The organism is Pedobacter sp. BG31, from assembly GCF_042464845.1.
Classification (GTDB): Bacteria; Bacteroidota; Bacteroidia; order Sphingobacteriales; family Sphingobacteriaceae; genus Pedobacter; species Pedobacter suwonensis.
The window spans coordinates 191522-211599 of the sequence record NZ_JBHNZK010000003.1; the positions used below are offsets into that span (position 1 = coordinate 191522).

Genomic DNA, 20078 nt, shown 5'->3' on the forward strand with positions numbered 1-20078 from the left:
ACAAAACATACAAAATTCCGCTTCTATTATGCAGCTAGAAAAATTTACTTACGATAACAGGATTGTCAGAAACTTTGGCATTGCCACCCTTGTTTGGGGAATTATAGGAATGACTGTTGGGCTGCTTGTGGCCATGCAGCTCTTTAAGCCGGCCATGAACATGGGTAGCCAGTATACCACATTTGGCAGGATCAGGCCATTGCATACCAATGCTGTAATTTTTGCCTTTGTCGGGAATGCCATTTTTATGGGCGTTTATTATTCCCTTCAGCGTTTACTTAAAGCCAGAATGTTTAGCGATACGCTTAGCAAAATCCATTTCTGGGGCTGGCAGCTCATTATCTTATCGGCCGTAATTACCCTTCCACTGGGTTTTACGACTTCGCACGAATATGCCGAACTCGAATGGCCAATTGATATTGCCATTACCCTCATCTGGGTGGTTTTCGGGATCAACATGTTCGGTACCATTATTAAAAGGCGCGAGCGCCATCTCTACGTGGCCATCTGGTTTTACATTGCCACTTTTGTAACCATTGCGGTATTACACATTGTAAACTCTTTTGAGTTGCCCGTTTCTTTTATGAAAAGCTACTATTTGTATGCCGGCGTTCAGGATGCATTGGTACAATGGTGGTATGGGCATAATGCTGTTGCGTTTTTCCTAACTACGCCATACCTGGGGATGATGTATTACTTCCTTCCAAAAATGGCGGGCAGGCCTGTTTACTCTTATAAACTGAGTATCCTGCACTTTTGGTCGCTTATTTTTATCTATATCTGGGCAGGACCGCATCACTTGTTGTACACTTCATTACCGGGCTGGGCTCAATCGTTAGGCGTTGCCTTTTCCATTATGCTGATTGCACCAAGCTGGGGCGGTATGATTAATGGTTTGTTGACCCTGCGTGGCGCCTGGGATAAAGTAAGGGAAGATGTTACCCTTAAATTTATGGTAGTTGCCCTTACTGCCTATGGTATGGCTACTTTCGAAGGCCCAATGTTATCGTTAAAACAGATAAACGGGGTAGCGCATTTTACCGATTGGATTGTTGCCCACGTTCATGTTGGCGCTTTAGGATGGAATGGCTTTTTAACATTTGGTATTTTATACTGGTTAATCCCGCGCATTTATAAAACCGAACTTTACTCTAAAAAACTAGCAGGTTTCCACTTTTGGATCGGTACTTTAGGAATACTCTTTTATGCCATCCCAATGTATTGGGCAGGTTTTACGCAAGGATTGATGTGGAAAGAGTTTACTGCTGAAGGTTTATTGAAATACCCGAATTTTCTTGCCACAACCTTACAGATTATCCCGATGCACGTTTTGCGTTCGATTGGCGGTACACTCTATTTAGCTGGCGTAATTGTGATGACCTATAACCTGGCTAAAACCATGCTGGGTGCTAAACTGGTTGCCAACGAAGCTGCAGAAGCCATGCCATTACCAAAAATAGTGGTGGATAGCAGTCCGGCAGATAAAGCCTGGCACAGGGTGCTTGAGCGTAAACCGATGAAATTCATGGTGTTATCATTAATCATTATCCTGATCGGAGGAATGGTAGAGATGATGCCAACCTTCACCATTCAGTCTAATGTACCTACCATCGCAAGCGTTAAACCTTATACCGCATTGGAACTGCAGGGCAGGGATCTTTATATCAGAGAAGGTTGTGTAAACTGCCATTCGCAAACGGTACGGCCTTTCCGTTCAGAAACCGAACGTTATGGCGAATACAGCAAGGCAGGGGAATTTGTTTATGATCACCCGTTTTTATGGGGCAGTAAACGTACCGGACCTGATCTTCATCGCGTAGGTGGAAAATATTCTGATGCCTGGCACTACAATCACCTGGTTGATCCTACCTCGATGTCGCCTGGAAGTATTATGCCTCCATATCCTTGGCTAATTGAGCAGAAACTGGATATCAATACCACTGCAAGTAAAATCAGGGCCATGCAAACACTGGGCGTTCCGTATCCTGAAGGATATGATAAACAGGCCAATGAAGATTTAAAAATACAGGCAGAAAAAATTGCTGCAGACCTGAAGCAGAATAATATCAAAGTTAAAAGTGACCGTGAAATTGTAGCCATTATCGCTTACCTGCAAAGATTAGGTACTGACATTAAAGCCAATAAAGAAACCATTCCATCAAACCAATAAAAAGATGTTCAATCAGATAAAAGATTTAGCTGGCGGCGAAATATACCTCGTTACCTCTCTGCTTATGTTCATGTTGTTTTTTGTAATTGTTGGGGTTTACCTCTTCAAATTAAGCAAGAATCATATTAAAACCATGAGCGAAATCCCTTTTCAAGACCACAAAACCAAACCATATGAAGAAGATTAAACTATTATTATTTTCAATGTTTTTATCGGCGGCCACTTACGCGGCAGATCAAAAAACAGCAGAAGCAATAGCACCTTCTCAGCCAGGATTAGGACTTAACCAATCAGAGTTACTCATTGTATTGCTATTGTTATTCGCACTTGTGCTGCTTTTTGTTTCGATAACGCTGCTTAATGCATTTAAAGTAATGTACCAGGAGCAGTTAAATCCAACCAAATACACAGGCGCAGTTAAAGAATCGCCACTTGATTATGACAGCTGGTTGAAACAGAAAACGGTAAAACCATCCATCTGGTCAAAATTGTTAGGTTTAAAGCCTATTGAAGAAGAAAAGAACCTGGTTATTGATCATGCTTACGATGGTATTAAAGAGTTGAATAACCCGGTACCGGCATGGTTTAACTTCCTGTTTTATGGCACCATGATTTTTGCTGCATGTTATCTCTTTTATTACCACATCGGTGGGTATGGCGAATTGCAGGATAAGGAATATGAAAATGAAATGGCTAAGGCTAAGGTAGAAAAGGCAGCTTACCTGGAAAAATCAGCCAATACCATTGACGAAAATTCGGTAAAGGCTGATCATACGCCTACAGTACTGGAAGAAGGAAAGACCATCTTTAATGCCAACTGTGTAGTTTGCCATGGCGATAAGGGACAGGGCGTGATCGGTCCTAATTTAACGGACGATTACTGGTTGCATGGCGGCGGAATCAACAACGTATTTAAGACGATTAAATATGGTGTTCCGGAGAAAGGAATGATCAGCTGGGAGAAAAACCTTAACCCTAAACAGATCAGTGCAGTGGCCAATTTTATCCTTTCTTTACACGGAAGTAATCCTGCTGGTGCGAAAGCCCCGCAAGGCGAAAAGTACGAAGCGAAAGATGTGAAAGACAATGAGATGAAGGCGGCAAAAGACAGTGTAAATCAAGCCGATGTTACCAAAAAATAAACCTGGAAATAAAAGCAGGGACAAAAGACCAATTTACCCTAAAAAACCGTCGGGTAAACTATATACTTACCGCAAATGGGTAAGTTATATACTCTTGCTGTTCCTGTTTTCCTGCCCTTTTTTAAAGCTCAATGGCGAGCAATTGGTACTGTTAAATTTTATCGAAAGGAAATTTGTTTTCTTTGGGTTAATTTTTACTCCACAGGATTTTTACCTGTTTGCACTAGCCATGCTCATCTTTATTATCTTCATTGTCTGTTTTACGGTAGTGTTGGGCAGGCTATGGTGTGGATGGGCCTGTCCGCAGACTATTTTCATGGAGATGGTTTTCCGCAGGATAGAATACTGGATAGAAGGTGATGCAAACAGGCAAAAGAAACTGGACGAAGGTCCCTGGACCGCAGAAAAGGTATGGAAAAAAGGAAGCAAACATTTCATTTTCCTGATCATTTCTTTTGCCATTGCCAATACTTTTCTGGCTTATATGATTGGCTCTGATGTACTGATTAAAATCATTACAGAACCGATCGCCAAACATGTTTCAGGTTTTATATCCATCTGGCTGTTTACCTTTATTTTTTATGGCGTATTTGCCTATGTGCGTGAGGTGGTGTGTACGGTAATCTGTCCTTATGGTAGGCTTCAGGGTGTTTTGCTTGACAACCAGAGCCTGGTGGTAGCTTATGATTTTACCAGGGGTGAACCCCGTGGACATATGCAGCGAAATGTACATGAAAACAAACAAGGTGATTGTATTGATTGTGGACTATGTGTGCAGGTTTGCCCAACCGGGATTGATATCCGCAAGGGAACCCAGCTCGAATGTGTGAATTGCACGGCCTGTATCGATTCATGCAATGAGGTGATGCTAAAAGTAGGCAAGCGTAAAAACCTGATCGGTTTCTTTAACCAGGATTTTATCGCAGAACGTAAACCTTATAAAGTTGCGTTAAAATCCTATGGTTATGCTGCTGTTTTATTGGTGGTGTTAATGGTTTTCTCTTCACTCATTTATAAAAGGGAAAATATTCAGACTACCGTTTTAAGAGCCAGTGGTACTTTGTATCAAAACAGGGGAACAGATCAAACCAGCAACCTTTACAATGCAGAACTGGTTAACAAAACCAATAAAGAGGTTAAATTTACTTTCAGGCCGCAGGATAGCACTGATAAGATCGACTTTATCCAAAAGGCAACAGTACTGCCAAAAGAGGGTACTGCACACCTGACCTTTTTTCTGATCAGAAAAAATAATTCGGTTAAAAAATATAAAACTGATGCAGTTTTCGAAGTGATTGCCAATGGCGAAGTGGTGAGTACCGCAACAACGAGTTTTTTCGCGCAGCCGGAAGGGAATGATTGAGCGGGAAATGATAGAGTGGTAAAATTAGAGAATGATTGAATTATAAAATGATTGCATATTGAATTTAGCGATTTGGCTTTAAACATTCTCTCATTAAATTCACTCATTCAAACTTAAAATAAAGAATATGAACTGGGGAACGAAAATAGTAATGGGGATGTCTGCATTTATGATCTTTATTGTGGCAATGGTCATTTATATGTTCCATATCCACGGTAAAGACGCCCTGATTGAAGAGAATTATTACGAAAAGGGAATCAACTACAATGCAGAATTCGATGCCAAACAGAATGTGTTGCAAGATGATGCTAAACCTAAAATTACCATCACCAGTACTCAGATAGTTATACAGTTAAAAGATGGCGCACAATATGACCTTTTACTCATGCGTCCAGCCGACAGTAATGACGATGTTAAACTAAAAGGAAATACAACCGGAACATCAAATCTTATCCTGGTAGATCGGGCCAAAATGACAAAGGGGATGTGGTTCCTTAACCTTTCCTGGCGTAACAACGCCGGTAAGAAATATCTGTTTAAAAATAACATTACCCTATGATGGGCTATTTGCCATTGGCATTTTTGATGGGACTATTCGGAAGCCTGCATTGCGCAGTAATGTGCGGCCCCATTATGCTGGGCATGCCTTTCAGAAAACAGGATTTTTTTTATAGCGCATTTCAACTGCTTTTATATCAGTTAGGTAGGGTTACGGTTTATACCGTTTTAGGTTTGCTGGTTGGCCTGGTAGGGAGCACTATAAACCTGTTCAGCGATCAAAAAACCCTGAGTATTTTTATAGGCTTGATATTGATTCTATTCACAGCTTTGCAATTTAATAAACGTTATAGAAACCGGTTCTCTTCCCTCCAGTTGAAGGCGATGGGTCCACTCAGTAAACTAATGGGCAAGGTTTTTAATTTAAAATTATGGGCATTATTCGCAGGTATGCTTAATGGCGTTATTCCCTGCGGTATGGTTTACCTGGCCCTGGCAACGGCCTTAAATACAGGTAATGTGCAATCGGGGGCTACATTCATGTTTCTTTTCGGCCTTGGGACTACGCCACTCATGCTGATGATCTCGCTTGGGGGAATTTTTTTGAAAAAGTACATCCGTTTTAATACCAACAGGCTTATTCCCTGGTTTATGCTTTTTATGGGCGCTTTACTTATTTTACGCTCCGCTGATTTGGGCATTCCATTTCTTTCACCAAAAAATACAGGTACTTACGGTCATTCGATAGAGTGTAGATAGATAAGTTTGGTGTTAGGAGTTTGGAGTAGAGAAGCCTATGCCAGCGCAAGTCTTAGTGCTACGGACAACGGCGGTTGGGCTGACTTGTACTTTTGAAACTAAGCTTTTATATTCAAACATGAGTACCCCTTAAGCACAAACAGTATCTTGGCAGTAGCACTATGGCCATCGCTGGAGGTTAGAACGGTGTGCCCGAGTGAGATAAAACCGACCGGCAGCGTTATCCCGATTTGAGTAGTCATCTTATTTACCGATGAGCTAATCGGGATTAAGCAAAGGGCGGGACTGGTAAAACCGAAGCACTACACGCACTGCTTTTCTAACATATAAATAATTTATGTTAGCGTTTTCGCCGTGTCAGATGGAAACATCAGACACCACGCAATATTTACCGATTATTTAATCGGGATTAAGCAAAGGGCGGGACTGGTAAAACCGAAGCACTACAGGCACTGCTTTTCTAAAATATAAATAATTTATGTTAGTGTTTTCGCCGTGTCAGATGGAAACATCAGACACCACGCAATATTTACCGATGAGCTAATCGGGATTAAGCAAAGGGCGGGACTGGTAAAACCGAAACACTACAGGCACTGCTTTTCTAACATATAAATAATTTATGTTAGCGTTTTTCGTCGTGTCAGATGGAAACATCAGACACCACGCAATAAATTGGGTTGCAAATAAACTGATGACCAATGAACAGGTTCTACTGTGCGCGTTTCTTTTCCTCTTCACTTGCCGAAGTCCGTTTTCTGGCCGCTGTCGGGTTTCCGCCCAGCCGGTAAGAGAAACTCAAAGTAGCACTTCGCGTGTCGCTTTTCTCAACAAAGCCGTTTCGTTGGTTGTCATAATTTACATCAATACGATAAACATTACTATAGAAAATATCGTTTACTGCCAGCCTTAAAGTTCCTTTGCTTTTAAGGATACTTTTGCTCATACCTGCGCTTACATCATAAAGTTTTTCCAGTTTGTAAATGCCTTGTATGGTAGGCGAAGAGTACCATGCGCTGACTTCTGCCTTTAAACCATGGGCCTTATTTAAGGTAATGGCGTGGTTAGAACTCAGATAAATGCCCCAAACATGGTAGTCATATCTTGCTTGCAAATATCCCGACTTTTCCTTGCGATAAGAGCCCTGAGCATAATTGTTGATTTCCCACCAATCGGCCGCTTTAATTGGGAAAGATGCTGAGAAGCCAATTTCCTGGCTTAAATCCAGATTTCTCTGGGTATCATAAAAAAGTTTTGAGGTGTTATCCTGTACGGTAATATTACTAAAATAATCAACCACACGCCTGAGGTAAAATGAAATGTTATATTGTTGTTTGTAGGTATAACCCAGCTCGCCGTTGTATATAAACGCAGGTTGCAGGGCAGGGTTTCCTTCCAGGTAGGTGTAAGGACTGGTGTAAGATTTAAAAGGATTAAGTCTCCAGTATTCCGGGCGGCTGATCCTCGAATTATAATGAAGATTGATTTCATTATCTTTATTCAGCTTATATGCTACAAAAACTGTTGGGAATAGCTTAAAATAGTGATTCTGATTATTGGTATTTAATGCAATCGACTTGCCATTTGTATGAGTATATTCACCTCTTAAGCCGCTTTCAAAACTCCATTTACCTGCATCACCAGTTATACTGGCATAAACGGCTGATATATTTTCGGCATACTCAAAACGGTCGCTGCGGCTACTTACCAATTGCAGACCAGTAGCCGGATTGTTATAAAAATCAAAGCTGTTTCGCGTCCGGATGCTGCTATATTTTAAGCCAGACTCAAATGTCCATTTTTTCCAAAATTTATCCGTATAATCAACTTTTCCAGAGTAAATATCAATATTTTGATTAGACGGCGTAAAAATATGATACTGATTTGGCAGTGGAATACCATTCCCCGAAATCCCATATGTATCCACCTGCTGGCTATTCTTATTTTGGTACGGCACATAATCCAGATCCACATTAATATTCCGTCCGTTGGTATCTAATTTGATTTTGTAATTGAAATTAAAACTATATTGACTTGCTTTCCCATTAGAAACATTTTCAGTTTGCAGAATCGAATCTGGTAGTGCAGCGTGGTTGTTAATGATATTCGTTAGTGTACGGTTTGGTCTGTTGTTTGCGCCGTTGTAGCCATTTACCAAAATACCGATTACCTGTTGTTTTGTAAGATTGTAATCTGCACCGATTTTATAACTATTGGCATTGCCCATGCGTATGCCTGATTTTTCATTCCTCCAGTCTGCATAATTTACTGGTGAATCGAAAATAACATATTCGCTTTCACTATGGTCTTTTTTACGGTGGCTGTAACCATAGCTGCCATACACATTTATCTTGTCTTTCCTGTAATTAAATACCATACTTGGATTGTAGCTGCTGTAACTTGATTGGGTATAACCGCCGGACAGTACCGCATTATATCCATCACCCTTTGGCTTTTTAGAAATGATGTTAATTACTGCACCACCCTGTGCATCATATCTGGCTGTGGGATTGGCAATAATTTCTATTTTCGAAATATTATCGGATGGTAAACTGCGCAGATAAGCAGCCAAATCTTCGCCGGATAACCTAATCGGTTTATCGTCCATATAAATGACTACTCCTTTATTGTTGGCTGTTATTCCGCCATCAAACTTTGTTTGTACACCTGGAGCCTTACCCAATGCATCCCATACGGTGGTACCGCTGGCTATAATACTATTTTCGACGTTGAATATAACCCTGTCAATTTTTCTAACAATAACGGGTTTTGAAGCCGATACCGTTACTTGCTCCAGTGTTTTCTCATCACTGGCCATTATAATGATAACGGAATCGATCGGCAAATCAAGCCTTTTCATCAGATTCTTATAGCCGACTGCCTTTAACGCTAAGTTGTAAGTGCCTTTTAATGACTGTGGGAAACTGAATAGGCCTGTTTTAGAAAGCTGCACGGCTAAAGTAGAGTCTGCATGCCGAAGGCTAATGGTTACCCCATCTATGGGTACACCATTTTTATCGGTTACCAAACCTTTACGTAATTGAGCAAAAGCCATGAACGGGAGGCAGAAGAATAGGAGGAAGACTAACTTTTTCATGTTCCAAAACTAATGGCTCACCATGTAAAGCAAAGTTAAGCTCGGTTAAATAAGGTTAAATCTTCAATCTGTGCTTCCACCATTTAAATGATTTGTTCATTTTAGGGGAATGAAATGGCTCACATCCAGATATGTTTTTCCATTGGCAGTAACTACACTGGCCATCAGCCTCTGTTTGCAGTGTGCATGGATTAGACAGTTGTACGTGGCACAAAAAAAATCGGTTTCTACAGAATTGGAATCCATAGTTAGTGATGCCTCCAAGCAGATAACCTATCGAAGTATCGCTAAAGGACACGAAAAAAGTGGCCGTTTCCAACAGTTTTTCCTTTCTCAGGAGTGGTTGGCATTAAGGCAGGCCTTTGACGAACTAAAGGTTGACAATTTGCGAAGCCAGTTCCATTATGGGATTACCAATGATAGCTCGGTCGTAGAAATGAAAATGTCGTTTCTTAATGATGCTAAATTAAAATTCGATCATAAATCTTCAGCTGTCACTAATGGAAAATCGCAACGGGAAGTTTTATTGCAAGATCAGCGTGACCTAAAGATAATGGATAGTTTGGTAAACCATCGGGTGGATCATTTGGGTTGGCATATCAATAGAAATTATGCACTTTATGACTATTCGGACGGGAGGTTGATAAAGGGGCAGCTACCTGCTCAAACCGTTTCTTCTTTCGTAAGTGGTAAATATACCTATAACCTTAAGTTTCAGAATAGGTATCAACTTATTGTTCCTACGATTACCTGGCTGATTGTTTTTCAAATGCGGTATTACCTTATATCATCTTTTCTAATGCTCTTCCTTACCGCCGCAGCCTTTTACCTGCTTATCAGGCTGATGAAAAACCAGCAGCTTTATGCACAGGCGAAGTTAGCTTTTACCAGTAATATGACACATGAGCTACAGACCCCGATTTCAACAATTTCGGTAGCCCTGGAGTCCATAAAAAAATATCATTTAATAGACCAGCCGGAAAAACTGGAGAATTACATTAATATCAGTGTCCACGAATTACAGCGTTTGCAGGCCATGATCGAAAAGGTACTCAAACAGGAGCAGATGGATCTGGGAGAAACAAAATTGCAGTTTAGCCTGATTGATATACAGCCGATACTGCAACAGGTCATTCATGCGATGGAGGTACAGGTACAAGAGAAAAATGCTTCGATTATTTTTTTGCCGATAGCTGAACCGTTATTTATTAAAGGCGATGCCATGCATATTTCGAATGTTTTTTACAACCTGATTGATAATGCGGTAAAGTATTCTCCCCCTCATGCTAGAATTGATGTTTCCTGTAGTATTGCTGGTCATCAGTTAACAATCAGTTTCAAGGATAATGGCCCCGGGATAAATGAAATTTATCAGCAGCAGGTTTTTGAGCGTTTTTTCAGGATTTTTAACCAGGATAACATACATAACGTAAAAGGATCTGGTTTAGGTCTTCACTATGTAAAACAGGTGGTAGCGTTGCATGGTGGCCGTGTTGAGTTGTACAGCAAAGCAGGAAAAGGATGTAATTTTATGGTTATTTTGCCTTTGTATGAAGAAAATTAAGGTTTTGTATGCAGAAGATGAGCCATTTTTGGCACGTATTGTTTTTGATGGTTTAAGCAGTAGCGGTTATGAGGTAAACCTGGCTTTGGATGGACAACTGGCCTGGATGCAATTTCAGGAAAATAAACCCGATATCTGTATCCTTGATATCATGATGCCGCATAAAGATGGTTATATGCTGGCTGCCGAAATCAGGAAATCGGACCCTGATATTCCGATTATATTTTTAAGCGCAAAAGCACTTACCGAAGATGTAGTGAAAGGGTTTAAAAGCGGGGGAAATGATTACCTGAAAAAGCCATTTAGTATTGACGAATTGCTGGTGCGCATGGAATCGCTTTTAAACAGGTTTGGTGCAGTGAATAAAGATAAAAATGAGCTGGATAAAAAATACCGGTTCAGAAACTGTGAACTAGATCCTGTTGGCCAAAAGCTTAAAACTTCAGTTGGCGAATATTCGCTGTCTTATAAAGAGACCGTTCTGCTCGAATTGCTACTAAAGAACCGCAACAACATTTTGGAACGTGAGGATGCATTGAGCAAAATTTGGGGTGAAGATAGTTTTTACAATGGCCGTAGCATGGATGTTTTTATGGCGCACCTTCGCAAGCTGTTAAAAACCGAACCTGAAGTTCAGATCATGAGTTTAAGGGGAGTGGGTTATAAGCTGATCTGTTGATTGTTATTGAATAAAAAAATGTTTTTAACTTTTGTTTAGTTAAAGGCTCATAGCTAAAGTGATTAGGATGTTCTGCTTTATATGCCCAACATTAATTGACAAGCACCGATCATAATAGACTACTGTTTTGATACCGAATTAATATGCCAACTGTATTACTTTTACTCATATTATGAATTTTATATTTACATTTTTGTTTTATTTATTAGATTTGGATATGTTTACCCAAAATCAAAATTTAATATGAAAAAATTATTTATTATCGCTTTCGTTATTTGTATTGGAATCTTGCATACAAACAACGTTTCTGCTCAGGTTGGTCCAGGTGGAGGATCTGGAAATTCTATTTTTGGATTAGGATTTAATAAGGTCTCAACTGTTTGGTGGCCACTTGAAAGTGTTGATTACAATGCTGGTTTCAAAGCAGCATTTAATGATATTGATGCCTTTACCATGACTTTGGCTGATGTAGGGACAGTATGGGTACAGGAAACTGTTAATGGGAAAACGCAAACGGTAGCTAAGAAATCTTTTCAGATTTCCGGCCCCGCCTATGATGATTTGTTAGAAATGATCCAGGTTTACTATGACAGATCTGAAAATCCTTTGATGGGAAGCCCGGATTACAGAAGAGGATTGTTCGAAGCAGCAAGTACGTGGTCGTCAATATCTTTAACTGTCGTTGTTCCATGGTAAACATTTAAAATTAAATAAGAAATTATTTTAAGGTCGGAACACTTGCTTTCGACTTTTTTATAAAAAAAATTGGGCAAATAAATATCCAATAATCATTTTTATTTTTTAAAAGTGGTATATGAATAGCTTCTAAAATGATTAAATTAATTAACAGAGGAATCGATAAGTTCTTTTGTAATCGATAAACATTTGAGTAAGTTTTTACTGTCAAAAAGAAGGGTGATAAAACGATCACTCTTCTTAAAATACAATTTTAAACCTCTGGGATATAGACTGCCTTCTCCCAGCTTTTCTTTCCTGATTTTATACTTACTGAACTTTAACATGCTTTCTTGAGGACTTGTCTTATTCATTACCAGATTAAATGGCAGGCCCGCTACCTCAATAGGTTGATCATCAGCTACGATAAAAAACATTTCAGTAATGGTTTTGTCTTCCTTTAGGTTACAGTATAGTTCCAGCCCTGATTTGGTTAGCCATTTGGCATAGGCATCGTCGTTGGCATCCTCATAGAAAACAGCTTTCACACCTAATGCTGCAGAGATTTTCTCTGGCGTTTGAGGGAAAATAAACTCCTGATTTTTATTTAAAAGGGTTTTAAGTCCGGCATTTTGCTGTGCAAATGAAAATAATGACAAAAGTTGAAAGAACAATGTTAATTTATACGCGATCGTTTTCATAGGGTAGGAGAATAAATATTAGTGTAGTTTTACAACAATTGCTGCTGGTGAGCGGCTGCTATTAGTTCGGCCACATTCTTCACTTCGAATTTCTGTATCAGGTTTCTCCGGTGCGTATCTACTGTCAGCGGACTTAAAAATAGTTCCTGGGCAATATTCTGACTCGTTTTTCCTTCTGCTAAAAGTGATAGGATCTGTTTTTCCCTTCTGGTGAGCTGTGGCGTATTGCGCAACTGGTTTTTAGTCGGACGGCTGATAATTTCAACTACTTCCTTACTGTAACAGATATTTCCTGTTACTGCTGATGCAATGCACTGCCGAAGTTCATCAAGTGAGCTGTTCTTGAGCAGGTAGCCACTGGCACCGTTCTGTATGGTTTGCATAATAATACTCCGCTCGGTATGGTTGCTCAGAATGAGTATGGTGATGGTGGAAAATCTTTCTTTGATCATCTGGCAAAGGTCCATTCCATTGATATCCGGCAGGGTAACATCCAGCAGTATCAGATCTACCGGCTTGGTGTTTAAATAAGAAAGCAGCCCCGTGCCGTCTGAAAAACCGCCCACAATTTCCAAATTAGCTTCATTTTTAAGCAAGGTTTTCAGTCCTTCAATAACAATAGGGTGGTCATCTACAATAACCGTACGCAGTTTATTCATTGATATTGGTTTTAAGTTCTATATCTATACTTGTTCCATCGCCAGGAGCAGAATGCACTTCAAATTTCCCTTGCAAAAATGCGATACGGTTCTTTAGGTTATCCAGTCCCATTCCCTTCTTCTCCGAAAGCGTGGCCATATCAAAACCCCGGCCATTATCCTCAAAAGTGATGAAAATAGTATTTTCGTTTTGGCTGCACTGCAAAAGGATGTTATCTGCCTGCGCATGCTTGATTGCATTGGAGATAAGTTCCTGCACAATCCGGTAGATATTGAGCTGCACATTCATTGCGATATTTTTTTGAATGCCAAACATTTCAGAGGTTATACGTAATCCATCACGCATATAGAACTCACAAAGATCTTTCAATGCAGTTTCAAGCCCAAATTTAAGTAGCGTATCCGGCACCATATTGCGGGCAATGCGACGCAACTCCGTAACTGAAGTATCTAGTTGTCCGATAATGCGATGCAGGTCCTTATCGTTCGAGATCGCCGGTTGGGTATCTGTCCAGCCTGAAAGACCAATTTTCACACCCGATAGCATTCCGCCTAAGCCATCATGAAGGTCCCGGGCCACCCGCTCTCTTTCCAACTCTTCACCTTCAAGCATTGCTTTGGTAATCTTCAGCTGTTGTTTTCTCTCCATTTCATTCAGCTGTTGTTTGTAATTAATCTCCTTTTGTTTTGCCAGTTTGCGTCTGTTCCGTGCGGTGAGCAGAACGAATACCAATAAAAGAAGCAGAAAAAGGCATCCTAACCCAAGTATAAACTTATACAAACGTTCGTTGCGGGCATTAAGCTGTACCTGCTTATTTTCCGATTGAAGGGTCTGTATTTTTTGCTGATTTTTCGCGGTTCTATATTTCGTTTCCAGTTCATTGATTTTTACCTTGGTCTGGTCGTTGGTTATGCTGTCATTGCTCTGCCGGTATTTACTTAGCCAGCGGTATGCCTCTTTATAATCCCCCAGCTTTTCATTTACTTTGGCCAGTTCCGAATAAAGCATGGCCCGGTCATTAATTTTGGCAGTTAAAGTACCTTCCTTAATGATATCCAGTAAAATTTGTCTCGCTTTTCCATAGTTTTTTTGCTGCTGATAAATCTCATATCGGCGGAAGAAAAACTGTTGATAGAGTTGTTTCTGGTTGTATTTCTTAGCAAGCGTAATGCCTTTGTCTATACTCGCAAGTGATTTGTCAAATGATGATTTTGTGAAATAGTAAAGCGATTCATTATAATAGTATAGCGGATAATTTAAAGAGGAAGGATAGGGCTTTAGTAACTGTTGTGCTTTTTCCAAAAGTACATGAGCCTTGTCGGCCTTGTTATCGTAACAGTAGATACTTACCCCGGTAAGATAAGAAAATAACAGATCGGTATCAACAGCGCCTTTTTTTTCCAGTAAAGTTATGGCTTTTTCATTATAAGCTGCCGCTTTCGAAAATTGGTAGTTATTCATCAAAATAGTGGCAAGCTGTGTATAATAATAGGCAATACGTTTTGGGTCGCCGGTTTTCTCTATAATGGGAATAGATTTTTCCAAAGTTATTTTTGTGATAAAATCATAACCCATTTTATCTACGTTCATGATAGCGTAGTTATACCAGGATGCAGCCTGTTTGGCGTAGGCAATTTTCGTGTTAAATGGGGAAAGTGCTTCTGCTGCCCTTTTAAAAGCATCGGATGCTTTCGGTTTATTCCAGTTGAAATAATATTGTCCTTTATAGAAAAGTGCCAGTGCATTTAAATATTTATCGTTTTTTGCGGCAGCTGTACCTGCTTCCAGATAGGCTTTACTTTTCAAGGTATCTTTGAATTTCCAATATTCTACTAAGAGAAAATTCGTATTTGCTCTTGAACTGTCTGGAATTTTTTTCTGTAGAATATACTTCAGGCTGTCGAGATAATGCTGCTCATTAAGCGGAACCTGTTGTTGGCCAACAGATTGAAATGAGATCAAAATCGCTATCAGGAATAAAAAAAATCTGGTCATGCTTTAAAATTTACACCATTTGCCAGGCTGAAGAGGAGCTAATCTCGCCAGTACGCAAATTTATCGTTAAATATCATACATAATTCTTTACCCGCCATCATTTCATCCGGTAGTAATGAAAAATACCTGAAAACCAGTAGAAGAAAAACGGTAAAAACCGGTATTTCTTTTGGCCAATACTTGCAATAGCTTTGCCCTTATACCATAAATAGCATAAAACTATGAAAATATTATCCTCGAGAGCTTTTTTCACTAAAGCTAAGCCGATTCGAAATCCATCAGGCAGTTTTTGGACAATCCTTTGTTTGATCATGATTATCACATGCCTTTCGGCATGTTCAAAAAAAGATGACGGCGTTGGTGAAACTACCGGCGATTATTATCTCCGCGCAAAAGTGGGCGGTAAAGCGATCAATTTCTATAAAGTTAATTTTCAGGGCGGTGGCAATGATAACCGGTTCGAGCATATCGTTATTGGTGGTCATGAAACTTCTTATCCCGCATCTGGACCCGTGTCGCCTTCCTTGGACTTTGAGATCTGGAAAATTGGCGGCAATATTACCCCGGGTACTTACGCTACACCTGCAGAAAATATGATCGCACGTTATGCTATCCAGAAAAGCGATGGCACGCTGCTTTACAATACTTCTTATGGCGACGATGTATTTACCGTGAAAATTGAGGCTATCAGCAAAACCGGTATCAAAGGAACTTTTTCCGGTACGGTAAGAAACCTGGCCGGAGAGGCCATCAGCATTACCGATGGTACATTTAATCTTCCTTACGAAACAATTATTAATCCTTAATATCAATATCATGAAGCTTAAAAAATATGCCCTTGCACTTTTTTGTATGTTATCAGCAGTAACAGTGGTTAATGCCCAGTACAAAGAACCAGAGAAAAAAGATAAAGCAGAGATCTTCCGGCCGGAAATGCCTTTCGACTCTTTGCTGGCAAAAAAGATGCTGGCTAAAGGCACGGCCGTTATCAAGGGGGTTGCCTATACCAAGCAGAAACATCCGTTAGGCTATAGCGTTCCTTTTTCTCCGCGCATACTTGCCAATAAAATTACCGTGGTTCTACTCCCCGTAACACCTTATTTTGAGGAATGGTACCGACTAAGAAAAGATAAAGAGAATATCAAAAGAAAACGCTTTGTTTACCTCTCTGACCAAGCTTACCGTTATAGATTAGAAGCCATCACCAATAGCGACGGCGAATTTACGTTCCCGGATATGAAGCCAGGTAAGTATTTTTTACAAGGCATGTTAGATTATACTTTAAGGGGTACTTATAATGCCTATACAGGTTCAGGTTATAACGATTATGGCGGAAGAACAGATTACTATCAGAAAAAAGAATATTTCAAAAACATCCAGGACCGCATTGAAACATTTGTGGAGGTAATGGAAAACGGCGAAATAGTTAAGGTGAAATTACACTAATTGATAACTCATAATCTCCAGTCCTATGAAAACAGCAAAAATAAATATAACAATAACAATTTTAATATTATTGATTTCAAGTATTGAGGTACATGCCCAACTCGGCGGATTGTTTGAAAAGGCCAAAGAGAAAGCGGAAAAAGCTCTTGAAAAAAAGATTGACAAAAATGCCGCATCTAAGAAATCTAAAACAGCAATTAACTCAGGAAGCGGCAATGTTGCTATTGGGGATTCGGTTCTGTTTGCAGAAGATTTTTCTTCATTTGAAACCGGTGCGACAGCCAATAGTTTCAAAACAAATGGTGTAGCTAATATTGTAACTATGAATGGTCAAAAAGGTAAATGGATGGATGTAAAAGATAAGGCAATTTATAAATTTTCCCGACAGTTCAGTTACCCTAAACAATTTACCTTATCTTTTGATATCATTGCAAAAGCAGATCAGATCAAAGACATTGCTCCAATGTCGTTCGGCTTTGCAGGCGATAACAGTGTCAGCCAGCACGACAGCAATATCGGGACCTATGTACAACTGCATTATTACGATACCGACCAGGTAAATATCGGCAGCGATAAGCCTAAAACATTCGTGAGTACCACCTTTGACCTTGAGCCATGGCTAAACCGTCCACTGCATGTTGTGCTATCGGTAAATGGTGATCGAATTGCGGTATATCTTGATAATGTTAAACTTGCTGATACTGTGCTTTTCAGTCCTACAGCGGCTAAAAACTTTTATATCTCAGCACCATGGCAATATGATAATGATGCGAAAGTACTGGTCAGTAATTTTCAGGTTGCTGGCTTTACCAAATAGTCATTACGGAATCCCCAAAAAACCGTATTCTCGACGGATAGTGTAGCGGATTGCAGAGATCTTTGAACCGGGTTATTGAAATGTAGTTAAAATGATGGGAATGCTAAATCAGATAAAATTAAATGAACCAATCATGAAATTTTTAATTTAAATTTAGACATCAATTATATGAAGTATTACAGGCACATCCTTCTTTTTTGCTCGGTTACATTATTGCTTGTTGCAAATGTTTATGCACAAGGTGATACCTCAGGAAGCACGAACATTGATAGCCTAATTACAAAACGAATGGCTGAAAGTGGTATTTTAGGACTTGGCGCAGCCATTATTATTGATAAAAAGGTAGCCTGGGAAAAAGGATACGGATTTTCTGATTGGGAAACGGGAACCGCTTTTACTACCTCGACTTTAATGAATATCGCTTCGGTTTCCAAAACAGTAACTGGTGCCTGCCTCATGAAAGCAGTAGAGCAGGGTAAACTGTCACTAGACGAGGATATCAACCGTTATCTTCCATTCCAAATCCGAAATCCATATTTTCCCGACGCTAAAGTAACGCTGCGAAATTTAGCTACCCACACTTCAGGACTGACTGATCGATATCCCTTTTATACCGATAGCCTTTACTTTAACGGAAAAGATTCGCCACAGGAACTGGGTGATTTTCTTCAGCAATATTTTATGCCGGGCGGGCAGTATTATTCGAAAGAAAACTTTCTGAACCATAAACCCGGAACATTCCGTGAGTATTCCAATATCGGGGCAGCGCTGGCAGGTTATATTGTAGAAATCAGAACTGGTCAAAAATTGAACGAATACAGTAAAAAATACCTGTTCAATCCTTTGAAAATGAACGATACCGGATGGTTTTTGTCAGAAATAGACCTGAAAAAACATACCAAACTTTACGAGAAAAAGGATCATAAAATTCAGGAAATCCCTTTGTATGGTTGTACCACCTATCCTGATGGTGGCGTGCGCAGTTCGGTAGCTGACTTGAGCCATTTCTTCATTTGTCTGTTAAATGATGGAAAGTACAAAAACAGGCAAGTACTTAAGGTGGAAACGGTTAGAGAAATGCTCAGGTTTCAGTTTGATGAAACCTATACCCCTGAAAATGTGAAACCTAAAACATTAAACTCAGGTATTTTCTGGGCAACAAAAATGGGAGCAAAGAGGATTGGCCATAATGGATCTGACCCTGGAGTAAGGGTTTTTATGCTTTCTGATCTTAATAAAAAAGTCGCAGTTATCTTATTTAGCAATACTTCTTTGAGCGAACAGGAAGAAAATAAATTCTTCGAAGTATATGAAGATCTTTATCGCTATGGTCTCGAAATTAAAAAATAAGAGATTAAATTGTCTTAACCATATATGAAAAAAATCCTGTTGCTGATCTTCATTTCTCTTTTGCACTGCGCAATAAAAGCGCAGGAAGTACTTGAGCCATCCTCAAAAAATCATCCTGAGTGGTCAAAACCTTTCCCGCCATTTCGCATTGTGGGTAATCTGTATTATGTAGGCACAGCCGACCTGGCTTGTTATCTCATCGTTACGCCAAAAGGAAATATCCTCATCAATACCGGACTGGCATCGTCTGATAAGATGATTAGGGAAAGCATCAAAACGCTGGGTTTTAAACTTTCAGACACTAAAATCCTACTGACTACACAAGCTCATTTTGATCATTTGGGCGCCATGGCTGCTATCAAGAAATCGACAGGAGCCAAGTTTATGGTTGATTATGCAGATGCGCAGGTAGCAGCTGATGGTGGCCGCTCTGATTATGACCTGGATGGTAAGGTTTCAGTTTTTAAACCAGTCAAAATAGATCGAATCTTGCACAATAAGGATATCATCAGTCTTGGAGGAATGGAATTAATCATGCTTCACCACCCCGGACATACCAAAGGCTCCTGTAGTTTTTTGTTCACAGTAAATGACCAAAACAGAAAATACAGGGTGCTGATTGCCAATTTACCGACTATTGTAACAGATAGAAAGTTTACAGATATTCCGGCTTATCCGCATATTGCAGAAGATTACGCTTATACGTTGCGTAGCATGAAAAACTTAAAATTCGATCTCTGGGTAGCCTCACATGGTATCCAATTTGACCTCCTCAAAAAACACAAACCTGGTGATTCCTATAATCCGGCTGCTTTTATGGATGTGAAAAACTTTTATGATTATCTGGATGAATTGCAGGTGGAGTATGATAAGAAAATAGGGAAATAGGTGGTCATCTCTTCATCTGGTTTATTATCTAGTGATTTTATTGATTCCGTTTTTTAATGGCTAATTTACCGAATGAATTGGTTTTTAGGTCAATAGCATAATTTAATCCAGATATGATATCCGGAATTATATTTCGTTAAAGAAAAGATCAGATGAATCATGAAAGTTTTCACGTTGTTTGGGTCGGAAGAGCTAAATTTATGTATGCACTGACCTCCTGACGTATCTCTGATCTCTTAGGGGGTCTTTAATTGCAGGGCTACCGGAGTGGCAGCCC

The 20078-nt window shown here is 39.7% G+C and carries 18 protein-coding genes; 14 read left to right on the top strand and 4 right to left on the bottom strand.

The window, feature by feature from the left end; genetic code table 11:
* Window positions 1–28 precede the first annotated feature (28 nt).
* The 6 genes from ccoN (at window position 29) to ACFE6N_RS06000 (ending at window position 5932) form a co-directional block, all read left to right on the top strand.
* On the top strand, window positions 29–2170 hold the full coding sequence (ccoN, locus tag ACFE6N_RS05975; protein WP_378934742.1) for a cytochrome-c oxidase, cbb3-type subunit I: 2142 nt from the start codon (window positions 29–31) through the stop codon (window positions 2168–2170).
* 4 nt (window positions 2171–2174) lie between these two features.
* Window positions 2175–2357 (top strand): hypothetical protein, encoded by a 183-nt coding sequence (locus ACFE6N_RS05980; RefSeq protein ID WP_090979490.1) that lies wholly within the window; start codon window positions 2175–2177, stop codon window positions 2355–2357.
* Window positions 2344–3312: a cbb3-type cytochrome c oxidase N-terminal domain-containing protein gene (locus tag ACFE6N_RS05985; RefSeq protein ID WP_378934744.1), complete on the top strand. Its 969-nt coding sequence runs from the start codon at window positions 2344–2346 to the stop codon at window positions 3310–3312. The genes ACFE6N_RS05980 and ACFE6N_RS05985 overlap by 14 nt, the downstream gene beginning before the upstream one ends.
* A complete protein-coding gene (gene ccoG, locus ACFE6N_RS05990) occupies window positions 3296–4675 on the top strand; it encodes a cytochrome c oxidase accessory protein CcoG (protein ID WP_378934746.1) in 1380 nt (459 codons plus the stop codon). The genes ACFE6N_RS05985 and ccoG overlap by 17 nt, the downstream gene beginning before the upstream one ends.
* 127 nt (window positions 4676–4802) lie before the next feature.
* Complete coding sequence (locus ACFE6N_RS05995; RefSeq protein WP_378934748.1) at window positions 4803–5234, top strand: FixH family protein; 432 nt, start codon at window positions 4803–4805, stop codon at window positions 5232–5234.
* Window positions 5231–5932, top strand: coding sequence for a sulfite exporter TauE/SafE family protein (locus tag ACFE6N_RS06000; protein WP_378934750.1), 702 nt, complete (start codon window positions 5231–5233; stop codon window positions 5930–5932). Before ACFE6N_RS05995 ends, ACFE6N_RS06000 begins: the two co-directional genes overlap by 4 nt.
* A gap of 709 nt (window positions 5933–6641) precedes the next feature.
* Here the strand turns inward: ACFE6N_RS06000 and ACFE6N_RS06005 are convergent.
* Window positions 6642–9026 (bottom strand): outer membrane beta-barrel protein, encoded by a 2385-nt coding sequence (locus ACFE6N_RS06005; protein WP_378934751.1) that lies wholly within the window; start codon window positions 9024–9026, stop codon window positions 6642–6644.
* A 109-nt stretch (window positions 9027–9135) separates the two neighbouring features.
* On the opposite strand from ACFE6N_RS06005, the gene ACFE6N_RS06010 reads away from it, so the two are divergent.
* The 3 genes from ACFE6N_RS06010 to ACFE6N_RS06020 all read left to right on the top strand — a co-directional run bounded on the left by ACFE6N_RS06010 (window position 9136) and on the right by ACFE6N_RS06020 (window position 11965).
* Window positions 9136–10590: a sensor histidine kinase gene (locus ACFE6N_RS06010; RefSeq protein ID WP_378934753.1), complete on the top strand. Its 1455-nt coding sequence runs from the start codon at window positions 9136–9138 to the stop codon at window positions 10588–10590.
* On the top strand, window positions 10577–11269 hold the full coding sequence (locus tag ACFE6N_RS06015) for a response regulator transcription factor (RefSeq protein WP_378934755.1): 693 nt from the start codon (window positions 10577–10579) through the stop codon (window positions 11267–11269). The genes ACFE6N_RS06010 and ACFE6N_RS06015 overlap by 14 nt, the downstream gene beginning before the upstream one ends.
* A 243-nt stretch (window positions 11270–11512) precedes the next feature.
* Window positions 11513–11965, top strand: a complete 453-nt coding sequence (locus tag ACFE6N_RS06020; protein ID WP_378934757.1) for a hypothetical protein — start codon at window positions 11513–11515, stop codon at window positions 11963–11965.
* 143 nt (window positions 11966–12108) lie between these two features.
* Here ACFE6N_RS06020 and ACFE6N_RS06025 read toward each other — a convergent pair whose 3' ends face one another.
* From ACFE6N_RS06025 to ACFE6N_RS06035, 3 genes are read right to left on the bottom strand one after another with little or no spacing between them, the layout of a single operon-like run.
* Window positions 12109–12645, bottom strand: a complete 537-nt coding sequence (locus ACFE6N_RS06025) for a hypothetical protein (protein WP_378934759.1) — start codon at window positions 12643–12645, stop codon at window positions 12109–12111.
* A 29-nt stretch (window positions 12646–12674) separates the two neighbouring features.
* Window positions 12675–13304: a response regulator gene (locus tag ACFE6N_RS06030; protein WP_378934761.1), complete on the bottom strand. Its 630-nt coding sequence runs from the start codon at window positions 13302–13304 to the stop codon at window positions 12675–12677.
* Entirely contained in the window at window positions 13297–15300 is a 2004-nt protein-coding gene (locus tag ACFE6N_RS06035; RefSeq protein ID WP_378934763.1) for an ATP-binding protein, read from the bottom strand. The genes ACFE6N_RS06030 and ACFE6N_RS06035 overlap by 8 nt, the downstream gene beginning before the upstream one ends.
* A 221-nt stretch (window positions 15301–15521) precedes the next feature.
* On the opposite strand from ACFE6N_RS06035, the gene ACFE6N_RS06040 reads away from it, so the two are divergent.
* From ACFE6N_RS06040 to bla, 5 genes are all read left to right on the top strand, one after another.
* Window positions 15522–16106: a hypothetical protein gene (locus ACFE6N_RS06040; protein WP_378934765.1), complete on the top strand. Its 585-nt coding sequence runs from the start codon at window positions 15522–15524 to the stop codon at window positions 16104–16106.
* Window positions 16107–16116: 10 nt separating this feature from the next.
* Window positions 16117–16746 (top strand): carboxypeptidase-like regulatory domain-containing protein, encoded by a 630-nt coding sequence (locus ACFE6N_RS06045; RefSeq protein WP_378934767.1) that lies wholly within the window; start codon window positions 16117–16119, stop codon window positions 16744–16746.
* Between the two features lie 25 nt (window positions 16747–16771).
* Window positions 16772–17563 carry a hypothetical protein gene (locus tag ACFE6N_RS06050; protein WP_378934768.1) on the top strand — a complete coding sequence of 264 codons (792 nt, stop codon included), beginning with the start codon at window positions 16772–16774 and terminating at the stop codon, window positions 17561–17563.
* 168 nt (window positions 17564–17731) lie between these two features.
* Complete coding sequence (locus ACFE6N_RS06055; RefSeq protein ID WP_378934770.1) at window positions 17732–18913, top strand: serine hydrolase domain-containing protein; 1182 nt, start codon at window positions 17732–17734, stop codon at window positions 18911–18913.
* Window positions 18914–18937: 24 nt separating this feature from the next.
* Window positions 18938–19801: a subclass B3 metallo-beta-lactamase gene (bla, locus tag ACFE6N_RS06060; RefSeq protein WP_378934772.1), complete on the top strand. Its 864-nt coding sequence runs from the start codon at window positions 18938–18940 to the stop codon at window positions 19799–19801.
* Window positions 19802–20078: the final 277 nt, after the last annotated feature.

Bases quoted from the DNA above. Each gene is read 5' to 3' on its own strand.
- ccoN (WP_378934742.1), top strand. From the start codon at position 29: ATGCAGCTAGAAAAATTTACTTACGATAACAGGATTGTCAGAAACTTT.
- ACFE6N_RS05980 (WP_090979490.1), top strand. From the start codon at position 2,175: ATGTTCAATCAGATAAAAGATTTAGCTGGCGGCGAAATATACCTCGTT.
- ACFE6N_RS05985 (WP_378934744.1), top strand. From the start codon at position 2,344: ATGAAGAAGATTAAACTATTATTATTTTCAATGTTTTTATCGGCGGCC.
- ccoG (WP_378934746.1), top strand. From the start codon at position 3,296: ATGTTACCAAAAAATAAACCTGGAAATAAAAGCAGGGACAAAAGACCA.
- ACFE6N_RS05995 (WP_378934748.1), top strand. From the start codon at position 4,803: ATGAACTGGGGAACGAAAATAGTAATGGGGATGTCTGCATTTATGATC.
- ACFE6N_RS06000 (WP_378934750.1), top strand. From the start codon at position 5,231: ATGATGGGCTATTTGCCATTGGCATTTTTGATGGGACTATTCGGAAGC.
- ACFE6N_RS06005 (WP_378934751.1), bottom strand. From the start codon at position 9,026: ATGAAAAAGTTAGTCTTCCTCCTATTCTTCTGCCTCCCGTTCATGGCT.
- ACFE6N_RS06010 (WP_378934753.1), top strand. From the start codon at position 9,136: ATGAAATGGCTCACATCCAGATATGTTTTTCCATTGGCAGTAACTACA.
- ACFE6N_RS06015 (WP_378934755.1), top strand. From the start codon at position 10,577: ATGAAGAAAATTAAGGTTTTGTATGCAGAAGATGAGCCATTTTTGGCA.
- ACFE6N_RS06020 (WP_378934757.1), top strand. From the start codon at position 11,513: ATGAAAAAATTATTTATTATCGCTTTCGTTATTTGTATTGGAATCTTG.
- ACFE6N_RS06025 (WP_378934759.1), bottom strand. From the start codon at position 12,645: ATGAAAACGATCGCGTATAAATTAACATTGTTCTTTCAACTTTTGTCA.
- ACFE6N_RS06030 (WP_378934761.1), bottom strand. From the start codon at position 13,304: ATGAATAAACTGCGTACGGTTATTGTAGATGACCACCCTATTGTTATT.
- ACFE6N_RS06035 (WP_378934763.1), bottom strand. From the start codon at position 15,300: ATGACCAGATTTTTTTTATTCCTGATAGCGATTTTGATCTCATTTCAA.
- ACFE6N_RS06040 (WP_378934765.1), top strand. From the start codon at position 15,522: ATGAAAATATTATCCTCGAGAGCTTTTTTCACTAAAGCTAAGCCGATT.
- ACFE6N_RS06045 (WP_378934767.1), top strand. From the start codon at position 16,117: ATGAAGCTTAAAAAATATGCCCTTGCACTTTTTTGTATGTTATCAGCA.
- ACFE6N_RS06050 (WP_378934768.1), top strand. From the start codon at position 16,772: ATGAAAACAGCAAAAATAAATATAACAATAACAATTTTAATATTATTG.
- ACFE6N_RS06055 (WP_378934770.1), top strand. From the start codon at position 17,732: ATGAAGTATTACAGGCACATCCTTCTTTTTTGCTCGGTTACATTATTG.
- bla (WP_378934772.1), top strand. From the start codon at position 18,938: ATGAAAAAAATCCTGTTGCTGATCTTCATTTCTCTTTTGCACTGCGCA.